13 protein-coding genes and 1 tRNA gene are annotated in these 16986 nt (G+C 67.4%); 7 read left to right on the forward strand and 7 right to left on the reverse strand.

Going from position 1 to position 16986, the window contains the following annotated elements; all coding sequences use genetic code 11:
* Window positions 1-128: 128 nt before the first annotated feature.
* The 4 genes from DY157_RS09630 to DY157_RS09645 are packed head-to-tail and all read right to left on the reverse strand — an operon-like array spanning window position 129 to window position 4928.
* Complete coding sequence (locus tag DY157_RS09630; protein WP_115728401.1) at window positions 129-1709, reverse strand: glycoside hydrolase family 36 protein; 1581 nt, start codon at window positions 1707-1709, stop codon at window positions 129-131.
* 6 nt (window positions 1710-1715) lie between these two features.
* Complete coding sequence (locus tag DY157_RS09635) at window positions 1716-3071, reverse strand: ABC transporter substrate-binding protein (RefSeq protein ID WP_115728402.1); 1356 nt, start codon at window positions 3069-3071, stop codon at window positions 1716-1718.
* 44 nt (window positions 3072-3115) lie between these two features.
* Window positions 3116-3997, reverse strand: a complete 882-nt coding sequence (locus DY157_RS09640) for a carbohydrate ABC transporter permease (RefSeq protein ID WP_115728403.1) — start codon at window positions 3995-3997, stop codon at window positions 3116-3118.
* Window positions 3998-4001: 4 nt separating this feature from the next.
* On the reverse strand, window positions 4002-4928 hold the full coding sequence (locus tag DY157_RS09645) for a carbohydrate ABC transporter permease (RefSeq protein ID WP_115728404.1): 927 nt from the start codon (window positions 4926-4928) through the stop codon (window positions 4002-4004).
* 81 nt (window positions 4929-5009) lie between these two features.
* On the opposite strand from DY157_RS09645, the gene DY157_RS09650 reads away from it, so the two are divergent.
* Window positions 5010-6179 (forward strand): ROK family protein, encoded by a 1170-nt coding sequence (locus DY157_RS09650; protein ID WP_115728405.1) that lies wholly within the window; start codon window positions 5010-5012, stop codon window positions 6177-6179.
* Between the two features lie 109 nt (window positions 6180-6288).
* Here the strand turns inward: DY157_RS09650 and DY157_RS09655 are convergent, their stop codons facing one another.
* The gene (locus tag DY157_RS09655) at window positions 6289-7317 is read right to left on the reverse strand and encodes a DUF5692 family protein (RefSeq protein WP_174232152.1); all 1029 of its coding nucleotides are present in this window, start codon (window positions 7315-7317) and stop codon (window positions 6289-6291) included.
* Window positions 7314-8357: a hypothetical protein gene (locus DY157_RS09660; RefSeq protein WP_115728406.1), complete on the reverse strand. Its 1044-nt coding sequence runs from the start codon at window positions 8355-8357 to the stop codon at window positions 7314-7316. The genes DY157_RS09655 and DY157_RS09660 overlap by 4 nt, the downstream gene beginning before the upstream one ends.
* A gap of 185 nt (window positions 8358-8542) precedes the next feature.
* On the opposite strand from DY157_RS09660, the gene DY157_RS09665 reads away from it, so the two are divergent.
* From DY157_RS09665 to DY157_RS09675, 3 genes are all read left to right on the forward strand, one after another.
* The gene (locus DY157_RS09665) at window positions 8543-9826 is read left to right on the forward strand and encodes a DUF5692 family protein (protein ID WP_115728407.1); all 1284 of its coding nucleotides are present in this window, start codon (window positions 8543-8545) and stop codon (window positions 9824-9826) included.
* Window positions 9827-9975: 149 nt separating this feature from the next.
* The gene (locus DY157_RS09670; protein WP_115728408.1) at window positions 9976-10710 is read left to right on the forward strand and encodes a glutamine amidotransferase-related protein; all 735 of its coding nucleotides are present in this window, start codon (window positions 9976-9978) and stop codon (window positions 10708-10710) included.
* 143 nt (window positions 10711-10853) lie between these two features.
* A tRNA-Ser gene (locus DY157_RS09675) sits at window positions 10854-10938 on the forward strand.
* Between the two features lie 258 nt (window positions 10939-11196).
* On the opposite strand, the gene DY157_RS09680 is transcribed toward DY157_RS09675, so the two are convergent.
* The gene (locus DY157_RS09680; protein WP_115728409.1) at window positions 11197-13809 is read right to left on the reverse strand and encodes an aldehyde dehydrogenase family protein; all 2613 of its coding nucleotides are present in this window, start codon (window positions 13807-13809) and stop codon (window positions 11197-11199) included.
* A 405-nt stretch (window positions 13810-14214) separates the two neighbouring features.
* Here DY157_RS09680 and DY157_RS09685 point away from each other — a divergent pair, with 405 nt between their 5' ends.
* From DY157_RS09685 to DY157_RS09695, 3 genes are read left to right on the forward strand one after another with little or no spacing between them, the layout of a single operon-like run.
* A complete protein-coding gene (locus tag DY157_RS09685) occupies window positions 14215-14778 on the forward strand; it encodes a YbaK/EbsC family protein (RefSeq protein WP_115728410.1) in 564 nt (187 codons plus the stop codon).
* 8 nt (window positions 14779-14786) lie between these two features.
* Window positions 14787-15941: a glycoside hydrolase family 1 protein gene (locus tag DY157_RS09690; protein ID WP_235827158.1), complete on the forward strand. Its 1155-nt coding sequence runs from the start codon at window positions 14787-14789 to the stop codon at window positions 15939-15941.
* A 16-nt stretch (window positions 15942-15957) separates the two neighbouring features.
* On the forward strand, window positions 15958-16974 hold the full coding sequence (locus tag DY157_RS09695; protein WP_115728411.1) for a LacI family DNA-binding transcriptional regulator: 1017 nt from the start codon (window positions 15958-15960) through the stop codon (window positions 16972-16974).
* The last annotated feature ends 12 nt before the right edge of the window (window positions 16975-16986 follow it).

Here is a 16986-nt window from a genome sequence, read left to right on the forward strand (position 1 = left end):
GGAACCTCAGGATACCGGGAGCGCCGCACGGCGTAGGAGGCCCTTCGGTCTTCTGAGACGAGCACCGCATCCCGCCCGCCCCCAGCGCTACGGGCGCACGGCGGAGCGGGAGGGGCGAGCGGAAGGGGCTACTTCGCGAGGATCCGGTCGCTCATCCTGACTCTCGGAGAGATCCACGGCTCGAAATCGACGAGGCGCGAATCGATGGAGAAGCGGTAGCGCGAGAGGCGTTCGACCCGCGCGCCCCGGCGCGCCGAGGCGCAGAGTTCGGCGACTCGTTCCCTTTCGGGCTCGGTGAGCCAGGCGTCCGGGTCGGAGCAGCCGACGACGCCGGTCGCCAGGGCGATATCGCGGGTGATCTGGCAGGCCTCCTCGCTGAGCAGGGAACCGTGGGTCCGGCAGATCGCCACGTCCGGATCGATGTCGGTGAGGGCGGAGAGCCAGAAGCGGGCGAGTGAGTTGCGCAGGGCGTTGCGCACGCCCGGGCCGCTCGGGTCCTTCTTGCGCTCCGTATTGTCCCAGTAGGGAGCGGTGTCGGGACCGACCCGCATCCCGTCGACGATCCCGATGGAGGGGGCGATGACCGCTCCCGACGCCATGATGTAGCACTCGGGGACCGACTCCCGCAGGGCGTGCAGGCCGATCCTGTAGGCCTCCTCCCGCCCGAGGCGGTGATGCCGTGAACCGGGGATCGCGGCGGCGTTGAGGAAGTCGAGCTTGAGGTAGCCGTACCCCCACGAGACGATGCGGGACACCGTCTCGCGCACCCAATCGAGGGCCTCGGGACGGGTGCAGTCGAGCGCGTAGTAGGGAGCCCCCCAGTTGTATCCGGCGATCGCGGGCGCTCCCGCCTCGTCGGAGACGAAGTACTCGGGGTGGTCGAGCGCGATGCGCGATTCGGCTGAGGCGATGAAGGGGGCGATCCACAGGCCCGGGGTCATGCCCGCGTCGCGGATCCGCGCGGCGATCGCCCCCATCCCCTCGGGGAAGTCGTCGTTCGCCTCCCAATCGCCGATGCCCCGCTCCCATCCGTCGTCGATCTGGAGGACGGCGTATCCGGAGCGCTGCGCGGGCCCGATCTCCGCGTCGATCGCCGAGGCGCTCACCTCCTCGAACCAGGAGTACCAGGAGGACCACACGGGACCCGGCTCCTCTCGGCGGGGCAGCAGGCGTCCCGCCTCGCAGAGCGAGCCTTCGAGGGCGCGCGTCCACGAGGCGAAGACCTCATCCTCGGGGCCGAGCCCGATCCACCAGCGCCCGGGGCCGGGATCCTCGGAGTCCAGGGGGCGCGCCTCGATCCTGCCGGGGAGGAGGTCGATGCGGCCGCTCGCCCCGCCCAGGGCGCCGACGAGGAGATAGAGGGGCTCCTCGCTGGCGGCGCCCGGCACGGCGATCGCGCCGAGGAGGTAGGAGCGGTGCCGCTCGGCGGTGTCGGTCGCGGCGTCCTCGGCGGTCGCCGTGCGCTCGGGATTGCCCCAGACGCGCCAGGGCTCCCGGTCGAGGCGCCACCACGCGGTCGGAGACCAGGAGGTCCAGCCGTGGCGGTAGATCTGGGCGTCGGGGGCCGCCGTGTGGGTGATGTTCAGGCGCGGGGCCTCGACGACGACCCCGGCTCCTCCGAGGGCTCGGGTGCCCGAGGGGGCGCCGATGAGTCGCCAAGCGGAATCCTCGCGGGTGACGAGGAGCTCGAGAGGAGTCGGAGTCATCATCTCGGATCACTCGCTCAGCAGGGCGTTGACCTTGGCGGACAACTCGGCGAGGGCGCTCGTCGGGTCGGCCTCGCCTCGCTCGATCTTCTCGATGACGAGGTCGGCCTCGGTGTTGATCTCGTCCGCCTTGAAGGTGATCGGGTAGTAGGAGAGGGCCGTCGGGTCCTTCGCGATGTCGAGGAAGGCGGAGACGTCGACTCCGGACGTCTTGTGGGCCGCCGCCGCGGCCTCGGACTGTGCGGTGATCGAGGGGAAGACGACGGCTTCTGCGGCGATCACGGTCTGGCACTTCTCGGAGGTGAGGTACTTGACCCACTGCCAGGCCGCGTCCTGATGCTTCGAGGTCGCGGTGATCGAGGGGGCGAGCCCGTTGATGATCGTCTTGCGGCCTTCGGGGCCCCTGGGCAGCGGAGCGAAGGCGAACTGCTGAGCCTTGGACTGGGACCAGGTGTTGATCCTCCAGGAGCCGTCGGGCACGAGGGCGGCCTTGTTCTGCTCCATCATCGGCTGAAGGCCGAGGTTGCCGGCCTTCTCGACGGGGGTGACGTATCCGGCGTTGATCTGCTTCTGCCACCAGGTGAGTGCCTCGGCGAGCTTCGGGTCGTCGAGGTTGTAGTGGGTGCCGAAGGGGTTCTTGTCGAGGTAGGTGAATCCGTTGGACAGGGCGAGCCACGACCAGGGGCCCTGGCCGACGACTCCGCCGCCGGTCTCGAGGCCCCATCCGTAGGTGGCGACCTTCGTCTTGTCGAATCCGGGCTCGTCGCCCCTCACTCCGTTCTCGTCGATCGTCAGGCGGGCGACGAGTTTTCCGAAGGAACCGCCGTCCTGCGGGTTCCAGTCGAGGTCGGCGAGGTCGGCGGCGCTCAGACCCGCGTCGGTGACGTCCTTGACGTTGTAGACGAGGGCGATGGTGTCCCAGTCCTGGGGGATGCCGAAGGTCTTGCCGTCGTAGTCCCACAGGGAGGCGAGGTCGCCGGTGTACTGGGACAGGTCGATTCCGTCCTTCTCGATCATCGGCTTGAGGTCGGTGAGGACGCCCTTGGAGGCGAGCTCGGGGTAGTGGGCGACGTGGTTGGTGATGACGTCGGGGGCGGTTCCGGAGTTGATGCCGACGGTGAGGTTCTTCCAGTAGTCGTCCCAGCCCTTCTGGTCGATGGTGACGCGGATGCCGCTCTCCTTCTCGAAGGCGTCGGCGCACTTCTGGTAGGCGGTCTGCTGGTTCGGGTCCCAGAGGGAGTAGGTGATCCCGGTGGAGTCGGCTGAGGACTCGGAGCCGTTCTCGGTGAGCTCGGCGGGGGTGCAGGCGGCGAGGGCTCCTGCCATGAGCCCCGCTGCTGCGAGGAATGCGAGGTGGCGTCTCATTGTGTTCTCTCCTTCGAGAAGTGCGCGGGGTGCGCGGGGATGGATTACTTGGCTGCGGTGAGGCTGATGGAGGACACGAGCTTGCGTCCGAGGACGATGAGGATGAGGAACATCGGGATCGTCTGGAGGGTGGCTGCGGCCATGAGGCCGGTCCAGTCGGGGCGGGTGGAGGGGGAGCTCTGCTGAAAGGCGGCCAGGGCGACGTTGAGGAGGCGGACCGTGTGGTGCTGGCCGACGAGTTGGGGCCAGAGGTATTCGTTCCAGGCGAAGACGGCCTGGATGATCGCGACGGTCGTGATGGGTGCCGAGGTCATGGGCACGATGACTTTTCTGAAGGTCGTCCATGAGCCTGCGCCGTCGAGCATGGCCGCTTCTTCGACTTCTTTGGGGAGCCCGAGCATGAACTGCCGGAGGAAGAAGATCGCGAAGGGGCTGACGAGGACGTAGGGGGCGAGGAGGCCGGCGAAGCTGTTGAGGAGCCCGAGGTCCTTGATGAGGACGAAGTTCGGCAGGACGATGAAGATCGGCGGGATCATCATGCCGGTGAGAAGGATTCCGAAAATGAGGTCGCGTCCGGGGAAGCGCAGGCGAGCGAAGGCGTAGGCGGCCATCGTCGATGTGACGACCTGCCCGAGGACGAGGATCCCGGTGAAGATGAAGGAGTTCCTCAGGTAGAGCCAGAAGTACATCTTCGCGCCGGTTCCTCCGGCGGCGATGTCCTCTTCGAGGGAGACGAGGCCGAGGACCCTGCGGAAGTTGACGTCGGTGAGGCGCTGGGGGATCGGTGAGTAGTCGCCGTTGAAGACGTCGGCATTGGGGATGAGGGCCGTGCGGATCGCCCAGGCGAAGGGGATGAGTGTGATGGCGAGGAGGAGGGCCATGAGGGCCCATCCGATGATGCGTTCGATTCGACCGGTGGAATTCATGGCGTCACCCGAGATCCGATTGCTCCGCGCGGGAGAAGCGCAGTTGGACAAGTGTCATGATGAGGATGATGAGGAGGAGGATGACGGACATGGCGGCGGCGTAGCCCATCTGCCCCTGTTCGAAGGCCTTTTGGTAGATGTAGAAGTAGATGACTCTGGTGGAGCCGATCGGCCCGCCCTTGGTGGCGACTGCGACGGTGTCGAAGATTTGGAAGGATCCGATCATCGAGACGATGACGACCATGACGAGGATCGGCCGGGTCAGGGGCAGTGTGATCCGGAAGAAGGTGCGGGCGGCCGAGGCCCCGTCGAGGGCTGCGGCTTCGTAGACCATCTGGGGGATGGTCTGCATTCCGGCGAAGATCAGCAGGGCGGTGTAGCCCATGTTCCGCCAGGAGTTGACGAGGGCGACGGTGAGGATCGCGATGTTGGGGTCGCCGTAGAAGGCGATGGGCTCCGTCCCGAGGAGTTCGAGTCCGTGATTGAGGAGACCGACGTTGGGGTCGAGGATGAAGAGCGTGATGACGGCGATGGTGACGTTCGGGACCAGCCAGGGGACGAGGAGGAGGGAGCGGATCAGGGTGGAGTGGCTGATCCGCTGCATGAGGACGGCGATGGCGAGTCCGGCGGCCGTCTGGGTGGTGATGTTGACGATCACGTAGACGGCGGTGATCGCTAGACTGTGGCCGAAGTTCTCGTCGGCGAGGAGTTTCGTGTAGTTGTCGAGCCCGACGAATTCGGGTGCCGTGATGAGGTCCCAGTCGGTGAGTGAGATCTGCAGTCCCTTGACCATCGGCACGAGGTAGAAGACGAGGAAGCCGACGAGGGCGGGTGCCAGGAAGAAAAAGGCGGTGAGTGTCGTGCGGCACGCGCGAGAGGAGGCCCCGGGTGTCCGGAGTGTGGAAGTCGACGGTGCTGTCGAGTGGTTCATCGTTGAATCCTCATTCGCTGTGAAATCCTCTCAAATATAACGTAAGTTTCTTAATTAAGGCAAGTCCAGGAGGAGGCGACTATGAGAGCACCGCGACGGATCCAGCGCAGGGCCAACATGTCCGCGGCCCTGAAGACCTGCATCGACGGTCCCCGCACGCTCGCCGACATCGCCGGCGCCACCGGCGTCACGCGCGTCGCCGCCGAGGCCATCGTCTTCGACCTCGTCGAACTCGGATGGCTCGAGGAAGTCGCCGTCACCCCGGCCGCCCCGAGACTCGGAAGGCCTGCCGCGCACATCGGCCTCCACTCCGCCCTCGGCCAGGTCCTCTCCATCGACATCGGCGCCCACCACGCCACCTCCATGACCGCCGATCTCTCTGGCGCGATCCTCGCCTCCGAGAGGATCGAACTCGCCGAAGACCTGATCGCGAGGGACCGCCTCGACGCTTCCATCGACCTCGGCCGCAGGGTCCTCGCGAAGAACCGGGACCTGCCCGTGTGGACGTGCACCCTCGCCTCCCCCGGTGTCGTCCACGAGGGCGTCGTCGCCTACTTCGGCGGAGAGGGGATGCCCGGCTGGAAGGGCGTCCGCCTCGACGAAGAATTCAGCGACGCCCTCGGCACCCGCGTGCGCAGCGCCGGGGACTGCGCCCTCGGTGCGCGCGGAGAATCCTGGAGGGGGGCCGCCGCGGCCTTCGACGACGTCGTCTACATCCTCGCGGGCAAACGCACCGGCGCGGCCTCGGTCATCAACCACCGTGTCCACGAGGGCCTCTTCGGAGCGGCCGGCCTCATCGGCGAGCTCCCCCAGCTCCGCTGGCGCGAACTCGAGGAGGAGATCTTCGCCGACGCCCTCTACGACGGGGCGAGTCTGACGAGGGAGGACCTCATCCTCGCCGCACGCCGATCGGATTCGCGCGCCCTGAGCGCCCTCGACGAATACGCCGAGGTCCTCGCCCTGGGGGCCGCCGCGATGATCCTCGCCCTCGCCCCCCAGTGCCTCGTCGTCGGCGGACAGTACTCGGCCGACGCCGACCTCTTCCTCCCGCGCTTGAGTGAAGCGATCGATCGCCTCTGCCCTTTCGCCCCCGAAGTCGTCGTGTCGACCCTCGGAGCGGATGCCGTTGTCCAGGGAGGGATCCGCCTCGCCCTCGACGACATCCTCGACAGGCTCGACTCGATCGTCCAGGGCGCCGACTTCTTCCCGGCTGCGATTCCTGAGAGCCTCTGGGCGGAGGATCGGCGCTGAATCGGCCGGGGCCGGGGGCAGAGCCCCCGGCCCCGGCCGATGAACTCCGCCGACGCGCAACGCCCACCTCCGAAGGCCGGAGCATGCCGTCCGACTTTCGGAGAGCGGCTCAGCGAATTCGGAAGCCCGCCTCCTCCGCCGTCGTCCCCATTCGTGCGGCGATCCGGTCCTGGTCCTCCGGGCTCGCGAGATCGCGCACCCATGACGTGTACGTCGGCTCGTCGACGTGCACCTCCTGCGTGAGGGGATTGCGCCGCTTGAGGACGATCGCCCGAACATGGCGGCCGAACACCCAGGCGTTCGCGGCGAGGGCCGCTATCGAGATGAGGAGCATCGCGACCGGATTGTGCGCGCTCCGATGCGCGAACATCGAGTCCTGCATGAAATGCGGGAATGTGAGGACCGCCGCCGACCAGAACGTCAGCGTGTACGCCCTGTACTGGATCCACGCTCCGCGCCCGAACTTGAGGAACGCCGGAATCGTGCACGACGCGAGAAGCGCGACGCCCGAGTACCAAGCGCGATCGGCCAAGCAGTTGTACACGTAGGCGAAGTTCCACAAGTCGTAGGCGACGATCCATCCGATAGTGAGATCTCCCCAGACCAGGGCGCGCTCCTTGCCCTTCGACACGAAGATGCCGATCCACCCGGAGATCGCGAGAAGGTTGAGAATTCCCGCCATGCCGTTGAGAAGATTCCACGGGCCTCCCCACGTCACCATGCCCTGCGCGGGATCGATCCCGTGGATGCCGAAGCACTGGAAGTCGCGGATGACGGCTTCGGCGATGTTCGTGGCGAGGATGACCGGCGGAATGAGGAGGTACCACCGGTTGTACCGCAGTCGGGGGAACACTTGGAGGGCGACGAGGCACAGGGAACCGGCGAGCGCTGAGTATTGCTTGACGATCGGGAACCATCCAGCCGAATTCGTTCCCGCGGTCGACGTCGGCCACCAGAAGATCGACAGGGAGACGGGGATGAGGATGAAGACGGCGAGGACGACCCACATGTTCCGCTGGGCGAGCCACGCGACCGCCGCGAGGGCGGCGATGACGAGGACAAGCATCGCGTAGTCCCACCACTCTCCTCTCTCGAAGAGGAAAAGGGTCGGATAGTCGGGGGGGACGATGGAGTTCACTTCCGCTCCTTCCCCCAATCGGGAAGGTAGGTCCGTTCCTTCTTCTGGCGGATCTGCTCATCCCAGGAGAACTTCGGTTCGCTCCATCCGTCGAAGTAGGAGGCGTCGACCTCGTCCTCCCAAGGCGTTCCGGGGCCGATCGGGGGCCATGATGGATCGTCGGTGACGGGCGGGCGGATCTCCGCGACCGCGGGGGCCGAGCGACCGTAGCGGAACCACTGGGTGTACGTGTCCTCGAAGAGGGGCGTTCCGTCGTAGCGGCCGGCGGGCGTGCCCGTGGGGAAGAATCGGCCGCCCAGCATGCCCCGCATGAACCGGCCAGTCAGGTGTTGCTTCTTCTCGAACTCGAGTACCCGCTTGACGTAGAGGTTCTGCAGGTGCGTCATGCATCCGCCGATGAATTCGATGTTCACCCAGTTGAGCGCGGTCATGGCGGCCGATGCGGGTTCGTATCCGATGCGCCAGTGATTGATGAGGCGCGTGCGTCCGCCCTCGAGCGGAACGACGTAGAAGCACCATGCGGCGGCGAAGTGGGTCATTCCTGGGAAGCGGAATGCATAGGACCCCGGGGCCTTCGGCGGATTCTTCGTGTCGACCCACTGGACCATGTACTTTCCGGGAACGATGTCGGCCCATTCCATCGACATTCCGTGGAAGTCGAAGGCGGCGATGTCACCGGGCATCATCGAGTCGGGCTGCTGGAACTCCTCCTGGATCTCGTAGGAGTTGAAGAAGGGCAGGCGCGCGAAGGTGCGCTCGAGGAACTCCGAGGAGAACGACCCGGACTTCTCGGCGCCGATCTGCTTGAACAGACGCCAGACGGCGAAGGCGGGGGCGTTGATGGTGATCGCGTAGGTCGACGAGTAGCCATTGTCGTAGTTCGCGTCGATGAGATCGTCGCCGGGGTATCGCCAGGCCTGCTCCTCCTTCGTCGCCTTGCCGCTCAGTTGGCTGAAGGCGTACATGCCGCCCAGGAGTGCCGTTGTGCCGGCGAGTCCGATCGTGCGCAGGGGGTGGGCGCGCGAAGCAGTCCGTGCCATGAGTCCTCCTCCTTGAGGCTTGGGCGAGGGGCGTCGGTCCCGGGTGGGGACGCTGTCGACGATGTTGGGGTGCACCGCGCGGGTGAGCGCGATCAGCGACTGTGACGAATCTCGCACCTAATGGGTTGCGGAGAATTAGGGTAGTACTCCGAATCCAGCTCAGTGGCGGTTTGAAAGGTTGCATCGTGCATTCGCTTTTCCTCTGGGAGGTCGGAACTCCGAAGGTCTACCTTCTCTGGTTCGCGGTGCTCATCGCGCAAATGCTCGTAGCGGAGATCAACCGCCGGTGGAACTGGACGATCTTCGCGGTGTGGACCGTCGGGGGCATCGCCCTCATGCCGTACGCGTGGATTCACGGTACCCCGATGGTCGGATGGTTCCCCTTCGGCAAGTACGCGATCATGATCCTCACTGCGACGATGACGGGCGTCGTCCTCGTCTATGCGAAGCGCAATCCCGTCAAGGCGCACAAGTATGCGATCTGGCTGGGCGTCGCCCTGTGGATCGGTCTCGCGGTCAACATCATGGAGGCGAACATCCGCGATCTTGCGATCTACGCGAACGCCGATGCCTACTACGCCTGCGGGGCCGACTGGCAGTGTCTGAAGTCGGTGAACGCGACCCACTCGATCGACATGATCGCCGGGCTGCCCGAGGCTCGCGGGGTCACTGCTGAACTTCATTCGCAGGCGTGGTACGAGGCGGTGGCGGCGAATCTCGCCGCGCGGCATGTGGGAATCGATCCGGCGACGGGTTTTCGGACGATCGGCGGAGTCTGGAACCTCATGTCGGCCGCCGCCGGCCTGCTCAACATCATCACGATCACGGGGCTCGGCAAGATCATCGCGACGTCGCCCGGAAAGCAGAAGGTTCGTGGCCTCATCTGGGTGGACATGGTGTGGCCGTGGGTCATCGCCTACGACCTCTGGAATCACGCCTTCCTCTACAACTCGCTCGCCGATTACACGTGGTACTGCACTCTCGCCCTCCTGCTCGCCTGCACGATCCCGGCCTTCACCTGGGCGAAGGGGCAGTGGATCTGGTTCCGGTGCTTCACGCTCGTCTTCTGGATCTCCATGAACACTCTGTTGCCGGAACTGCTCGTTCCGCCGTCGGATCTCTTCAACTTCGCGACGATGGATCCGCGCGCGAACATCGCCTGCTCGGCGGCGGCCCTCGTCGCGAATGTCGCGCTGTTCGGCTATTGGCTGTACAAGATCCTCGTCTTCAAGAGGAATCCGATCACCGGGGTGCTCTACTGCGAGCTTGGCGAGTTCCGCGAGATCGTTCGGGAGCACTGCGACGACGCCGACAAGTACTTCCTCGTCGACGGCATTCCTCAGACGCCCGAGGAGCTCGGCTTCGAGCCGGACTCTCCGACTTCTCCCACGAACGGGTACGCCTCGTGGATGCCGTGGTGGAGAGGGGAGGATCGTCGGCATCCGACGAAGCGAGTGCCCCGAGCCTGAAGGCCGTCCCGCCGATCCGGGCCCTTCGGCCCTTGCCCTTCCCTCGCGCCGCGGACGATCGACGAGGGCGGGGCCGCGCGTCCCGAGGAGCGGGATTCACAGGGTGGAACTGGGTCGACCCTTTGCGATTCTTTACCTAGGGTTGGTGTATGACATCGTTCCTCTTGGTCTCCACGCGTCCCGAGGACGAGGCGATCGCGGCCGAGCATCGCTCCTTCCTCAAGGCGACCGGCCTCGCCGAGCATGAACTCGAACAGGTCCGGCTCGACATGCTCGGTCTGCCGGACATCGACGTGCGGGCCTACGACGGGATCATCGTCGCGGGCTCCCCGTACGGCACGACCACGCCGGACGCGTTCAAGACGCCGACTCAGAAGCGCGCGGAGGGAGAGCTGCGGCGGATCCTCGGGGAGATCGTCGAAGCCGGAACCCCGTGCCTGACGACCGGCTACGGCACCGAGGTTGCGACGCTCCTCATGGGCGGCCGGGTGACGACGAAGTGGGCGGAGGAGCCGCAGTTGACGGAGATCCTCCTCACCCAGGAGGGGGCCGAGGACCCGCTCCTCGAGGGCTTCCCCCGCTCCTTCCTCACCTACGTCAACCACCACGAGGCGACGGAGGACGTGCCCGAGGGGGCGGTCGTCCTCGGCAAGTCGATCACCTGCCCGGTGCAGATCATGCGCCTGGCCCCGGACTTCTACGCGACGCAGTTCAATCCGGAACTCGACTCCGACGCGATCCGCCAGGCGCTCGAGCGCTGGGAGGACGCCGGATATCCGGGGACGGACGACATCGACTACCTCGTGATCATCGGCCGTGAGGGCGAGGCCCATCATCAGGCCGGCCGCGTCGCCGCGAACTTCGTCGCCCGCTATCGCAAGTGACGAGGTCGGGGCTCCCGCCTCGATGAGCGGGAGCGACTCGGCGGTCGACTCGTGAGCAACGCCATGATGTCGAGAACGAGTCGCGGTTGGCGTTCCGAGCGGCCGAGCGCTTAGGATGATCGGGCGCGCTCGAAGCGCGTCCTGGAGGATTCGCCTAGTGGCCTATGGCGCACGCTTGGAAAGCGTGTTGGGTGCAAGCCCTCGGGGGTTCGAATCCCCCATCCTCCGCGGAAAAGCCCCCGGCTCGTCGAGCCGGGGGCTTCGCATTCACCGCCCCTCGTCGAAAGCATCACCTTCGCGCGTCGAGGGGATCTCCTTCAGCACATCTGGCGCGAAGTGGTGCATATGGGCGGTGCGCTCGGTGTTTGGCGGGTTTCCTGACGTTTGGCGGCGGAAAATCCGCCGATTATCGCCGCCAAACGCTGACAAAGCCGCCAAACGCGTGTTTGGGGGTGGGACCCGGAAGCCGGGTCCCACCCCCGGGCCTCAGGCCTCCTCGGCGCCGGTCCAGACGACCCCGTCGAAGCAGGCGCGCAGGATCGAGCGGATGTCGGCGATCTTCGCGGTCTGCGGGTTGCCACCGCGCGAGGCGTGATCGAAGGCGTACTCGGCAGCCGCGTCGAGGCCCTTGTCGAACGCCTTCCTCGAGATCCCGAGCTTCGCCAGGGTCGCCGCGACGCCCGAACGGGTCCGCAGCTCCTCGAGCGCCGACGCGTAGGACTCCACCGCCCCGGCCTCGTCCTTCCCCTTCACCGCGATCCCGAGCTGGCGGGCGAGCGCCGCGCACTGGGCGGGGACCTTGAGGAAGTCGTAGTTCGGCGAGGTGACGAAGCGGCGCGGCGCCCGCGCGTTGAAACGGACGACGTTCGGCATGACGATCGGCCGGACCGAGCGGCGGTTGACGCCGTAGGTGACGTGGACGGCCTCCGCGAGGGATTCGCCCAGGCCCAGCGAGGTGTTCCCCAGGGCCGTCGAGACCAGGCAGGAGGCCGAGACGATCGCGGCGGACGCTGACTCGTATTCGGGGGCGCCCTCGTCCTCGGAGATCACCGCGGGCATCGCCCGGTACGCGATCTCGAGTCCGTGGACGGCGAGCGCGTCCGTGAAGTCGGAGGCGTCGACGGAGAAGTAGGCCTCGGTCGCCTGCGTGATCGTCTGGAAGCCGCGCAGGACCGCCGCCTGCTTGTCCCACACCGGCAGGTCCGGGTCGATGATGACGGCGGACGGGAGGAACGAGGGCGAGGTGATGACGCGGGTCATGTTGATCCGCGGATCGAAGAACCCGGCCTTCGGGGCGACCGCCGCCTGGCCGCCGTTCACCGTCGAGATGCAGACGAGCTGGGGGCGCTCGACGACCTCGGGGAGGGCGACGTTCTCGGCGACGACGTCGGCCATGTCGATGTCCGGGCGGGCGACGCCGAGGCGCACGAACTTCGCCGCGTTGATCACCGGGCGGCGGCCCACCGCGATGATGTTCTGCGGGCGGAAGGCGGCGACCTCGGTGATCTTGTCGCGCAGGTAGTCGACGCTCAACCGCGCGGGCACGTCGTCGACGATCTGGACCGACACCGCGCGATTGCGCGTGTACACGAGCTTGAGGACCTGGTCGAGGATCCCCCTCCCGATCGTGTCGGCGTCGGTGAGGACGGTGACGTTCGTGAACTCCATGGCGCCGAGCCGGCGGATCGATCCGGAGCCGGAGAAGATCTGGGCGGGGACTCGGAACGGGCGGATCACGGGATTCCTCCTCGCCACGTGCTTGATGTTGATGAGGTTGACGGCGGACACGTTGTTCGATACGGAGTTGTGCCCGTAGGAGCCGCAGCCCAGCGTGAGCGAGGGGATGAGCGAGTTGTAGATGCCGCCGATCGCGCCCTGCGAGGTCGGGGCGTTCTCGACGACGCGGATCGCCTTGACGGCATGGGCGAAACGGCCGATGACCTCGCGGTCGCGGGCGTGGATGCCGGCGGTGTGGCCGAGGCCGTCCTGTTCGACCATCGCCGCGGCGAGCGCGATGCCCTCCTCGTCCGAGGAGGCGGAGAGCACTGCGAGCACCGGGCTGAGCTTCTCGCGGGTGAGCGGCTCGTCGTAGGAGACTTCCGAGCATTCGGCGAGGAGGATCGCTGTGCCCGCGGGGACGTCGACGCCGGCCTGTGCGGCGATGTCGACCGCGGAGTGGCCGACGATGCGCGGGTTGAGCTTCGCGGAGCGGGCCTCCTCGGTGAAGGCGTTCGCGCCGAAGAGGAGCTGCTCGATCTTCTTCTTCTCCTCGGCGCTCAGGAGGTACCCGCCGAGAGCGGCGAACTCGGCGAGCGCCTGCTCGCGGATCTCGTCGTCGAGGATGACGGCCTGCTCGGACGCGCAGATCACGCCGTTGTCGAAGGACTTCGACGCGACGACCGAGTAGACGGCGCCCTTGACGTCGGCGGAACGGTGGATGTACGCGGGGACGTTGCCGGCGCCGACGCCGAGGGCGGGGCGCCCGCACGAGTAGGCCGCCCGGACCATCGCGTTGCCGCCGGTCGCGAGGATCACCGAGGTCGAGGGGTGGTTCATGAGCGCCGTCGTGTTCTCCATCGACGGCTCCTCGATCCACTGGATGCAGTTCTTCGGGGCGCCCGCCTCGAGCGCGGCCTCGTAGACGATCTTCGCGGCGAGCGCGGAGCAGGACTGGGCGGAGGGGTGGAAGGCGAATACGACGGGGTTGCGGGTCTTCAGGCAGATGAGGGACTTGAAGATCACCGTCGAGGTGGGGTTCGTGACGGGGGTGACGGCGGCGACGACGCCGACGGGCTCGGCGATCTCGACCATTCCGGCGAAGTCGTCCTCGCTGATGACGCCGACGGTCTTCATGCCCTTCATGTGGTCGGCGACGTACTGGGAGGCAAAGACGTTCTTCACCGTCTTGTCCTCGAAGTTGCCGCGCCCGGTCTCGTCGACCGCCGCCCTGGCGAGGACGGCGTGCGCGTCGCGCGCGCGCCTGGCGGCGGCTTCGACGATGGCGTCGACGCGCTCCTGGTCGAAGGTCGAGAATTCGCGGAGGGCCTCCACCGCGCCGGTCATGAGTCCGTCGACGACCGCGTTGTCCGTGCCACCCATGTCTGCACCTTTCCTGTGGGTGGTCTCACACTATGGCGGCGCTCGCGGGCGCTTCGAGGTCCGGAAGTCCCTGCGAGCGCGCACTTCCGTGGGGATTTCGCCCCCGCGCGCAAAGGTGCACGAGGCCGGGGCCGGGCGCCGGCGAGGGGAAGAGGAGAAGGTCCCGCCCCGCGGACGCGGCTCGCTTCCCGCCCTCTCGCCGAGAGCATCATCCCTCCCCCTCCGACGGCATTACCCATCCCCCGCCGACGGCATTACCCGTCCTTCACCGAGAGCATCACCTTGCCGCGTCGAGGGGATCTCCTCAGAGCGGTGAAGAGGCCGCTTGGGGTCTTCACGACGTCACGCGTGCCCGCCAGGCGGCCTCGTCGCGCCCCTGCCGCGCAGCGCCGATAGCGTGCGACCATGACGACCCCGCAGATCCCCGGAATTGGAAGCCTTCACCCGACGCGCGCGCCCGATCGAGTCGACCTCCTCGCCGAGCCCGTCGCCTCCGCCCTCGTCGCTCTTGTCGAAGCGCGGCCGGAGCTCGCAGAATCCGCTTTCGTCGTGGAGATCGACCCCGACCTCGCCGATACCGAGGCGATGACCGAGGCCTTCGGCATGGACCTCGCGCTGTCGTCGAACTGCATCCTCGTCGCGGGCAAGCGCGCCGGGGAGGAGCGGATCGCCGCCTGCGTCATCCGCGCGACGACGAACGTCGACGTCAATCACGCGGTGAAGAAACTGCTCGACGTTCGCAAGGCGTCCTTCTGGGCGCAGGATCGGGCGGTCGAGGCCTCCGGCATGGAGTACGGCGGGATCACGCCGGTCGGCGTGCCGGATTCGTGGCGGCTCCTCGTCGACGCGCGCTGCGCGCAGGGCTGGTCGTGCATCGGCTCGGGCCTGCGTCGCTCGAAGCTCTTTGTCACGGGCGAGCTGCTCGCGGCCCTCCCCGGCGCCGAGATCGTCGAAGGGCTCGCACTCTAGGCCCGTCGGTGCGCGAGGGAGATCCCCTCGGCGCCCCGGCGGTTTCTGGCGGTGAGCTGATCTCGGTCATCGTGCCGGGCATGGTCTCGGCGTTCGGGGTGTTCTGGATGACGCAGTACATCCGCGAGGCGCTGCCCTACGAGCTCATCATGGTGGGCGTCGTCGACGCGACGCTCCCGCTGCTCGTTCTGTTCGCCGTCGCCGGCCGCGAGGGCGGGAAGGGAGACTCCATCTGGGACGTCTTCGCCCGCGAGCCCGGCGCGATCGTCGACGGCTCGAACATCGACGTGGCGTGCGATTCGTACCACCGGATCGACGAGGACGTCGCCCTCAGGAAGGAGCTGTCGGTCGGGACCTTCCGGTTCTCGGTCTCCTGGGCGCGCGTCATGCCCGACGGGAGGACACTCAACGAGGAGGGCCTCGCGTATTACGAGCGCCTTGGCGACCGGGTCGACGTGTGGACGACTCTCAATGAGCCGTGGTGCTCCTCGCTCCTCTCCTACGCGGGCGGTGAGCGCGCCCTGAGCCACACCGACCCGGACGAGGCCGTCGCCGCCGCCCGGCGCATCGACGGCACGGCGAGCCGCCTGTTCCTCGACCCGATCTTCCGGGGCGCCTACCCGGAGGACGTCGTCGCCGACGTGTCGGCGCCCGATCCGGCTGATCGTTCGCCGCTCGTCTCGTTCAACGCCCAGGGGCGTCCTCGTCGATCCCCGAACGTCGGGAGCGAGCGCGTCCGCTGGGTGTCGCGCGGGCTGCCCCGCACGTCCATGGACTGGGAGGTCGGGCCCGACGACCTGCGGATCCTCCTCACCCGGCTCGACCGCGAGTTCACGGGACCGGCGGGCATTCCGCTCGTCGTCACGGAGAACGGCGCCGCCTACGACGACGTCCCGGATGAGACGGGGTACGTCGACGACTCGGGCGACCGTCTGCTCTACGTCCGCGACCACCTCGCGGCGGTCCACGCGGCCATCGCCGAGGGCGCGAACGTGGCCGGATACCTCGAGTGGTCGCTCCTCGACAACTTCGAGTGGGCCCACGGGTACACGAAGCGATTCGGCATCGTCCGCGTCGATTACGATTCTCAGCAGCGAACGCCGAAGGCTTCGGCGCTCTGGTACCGGGACGTCATGAAGAACAACGCACTGGACGTGGACTAGCGGGGAGGCGACGGCGGTGAGCCGCAAGACCGGGAACATCACGCTCGAGGACGTCGCGGCCGCCGCCGGCGTCTCGCGAGCCACCGCTTCGCGCGTCGTGAGGGGCGATCCGGGCGTCGGCGACGTGAAGATCGAGGCCGTGAAGCGCGCGGTGAAGGAGCTCGGGTACGTCCCGAACTCCGCGGCCCGGATGCTCGTCACGCACCGGACGGACACGATCGCGCTGATGATCCCCGAGCCGGACCTCCTCGTCTTCAACGACCCGTTCTTCGCGCGCATCGCGATCTCGATCTCGCGGGCGCTCGAGAAGGAGGACATCCAGCTCGTCACCGCCTTCGCCGACAGCGCGAACGGCTCGAAGCGGGCGGCGAGGTTCCTGCGCGACGGCCGCGTCGACGGCGCGATCATCGTGTCCCACCACAAGATCCCCGAGCAGATCGACGCCTACCTGTCGGCGCCGATCCCGGTCGTCTTCATCGGCCGCCCCTTCATCGACGATCCGCCCGCCTGCTGGGTCGACGTGGACAACGTCGAGGGCGGGCGGATCGCGGCGAGGCGGATGCTCGAGGCCGGGATCCGTCATCCGGCGATCATCACCGGCCCTCTCGACATGGTCGCTGCCGTCGATCGACTCGTCGGCTTCCGGGAGGTCCTCGCGACCGAGGGGATCGTTCCCGTCGAGGTCGAGGGCCGGTTCACCCCGGCGTCCGGCGAGACCTCCGCCGAGGAGCTCACCCCGCAGATCGAGGCGGGCGCCGTCGACGGCGTCTTCGCCTCCTCCGACCCGATGGCGCTCGCCGCGATGCGCGTGTGGAAGACGCGCGGAATCCGCGTCCCGAAGGATGTCAAGATCATCGGCTTCGACGCGATCCGCGCGGCCGGCGAGTTCGTCCCGGGGCTGACGACGATCGAGAACTCCGCCGAGCTGCTCGGCGCCGCCGCTGCGCGCATGGTCCAGGAGATCGACGCCGGGACCTGGGACGGGAAGCCGGTCCTCCTGCCCGCGCGCCTCGTCCCGCGAGAGTCCTGCTGACCCGCCCCGCTT

The sequence above is a fragment of the Actinomyces culturomici genome, from assembly GCF_900499005.1.
GTDB classification, from domain to species: Bacteria; Actinomycetota; Actinomycetes; order Actinomycetales; family Actinomycetaceae; genus Pauljensenia; species Pauljensenia culturomici.

Excerpts from the sequence above, each read along its gene's own strand:
- DY157_RS09630 (WP_115728401.1), bottom strand. The coding sequence starts at position 1,709 with ATGATGACTCCGACTCCTCTCGAGCTCCTCGTCACCCGCGAGGATTCC.
- DY157_RS09635 (WP_115728402.1), bottom strand. The coding sequence starts at position 3,071 with ATGAGACGCCACCTCGCATTCCTCGCAGCAGCGGGGCTCATGGCAGGA.
- DY157_RS09640 (WP_115728403.1), bottom strand. The coding sequence starts at position 3,997 with ATGAATTCCACCGGTCGAATCGAACGCATCATCGGATGGGCCCTCATG.
- DY157_RS09645 (WP_115728404.1), bottom strand. The coding sequence starts at position 4,928 with ATGAACCACTCGACAGCACCGTCGACTTCCACACTCCGGACACCCGGG.
- DY157_RS09650 (WP_115728405.1), top strand. The coding sequence starts at position 5,010 with ATGAGAGCACCGCGACGGATCCAGCGCAGGGCCAACATGTCCGCGGCC.
- DY157_RS09660 (WP_115728406.1), bottom strand. The coding sequence starts at position 8,357 with ATGGCACGGACTGCTTCGCGCGCCCACCCCCTGCGCACGATCGGACTC.
- DY157_RS09670 (WP_115728408.1), top strand. The coding sequence starts at position 9,976 with ATGACATCGTTCCTCTTGGTCTCCACGCGTCCCGAGGACGAGGCGATC.
- DY157_RS09680 (WP_115728409.1), bottom strand. The coding sequence starts at position 13,809 with ATGGGTGGCACGGACAACGCGGTCGTCGACGGACTCATGACCGGCGCG.
- DY157_RS09685 (WP_115728410.1), top strand. The coding sequence starts at position 14,215 with ATGACGACCCCGCAGATCCCCGGAATTGGAAGCCTTCACCCGACGCGC.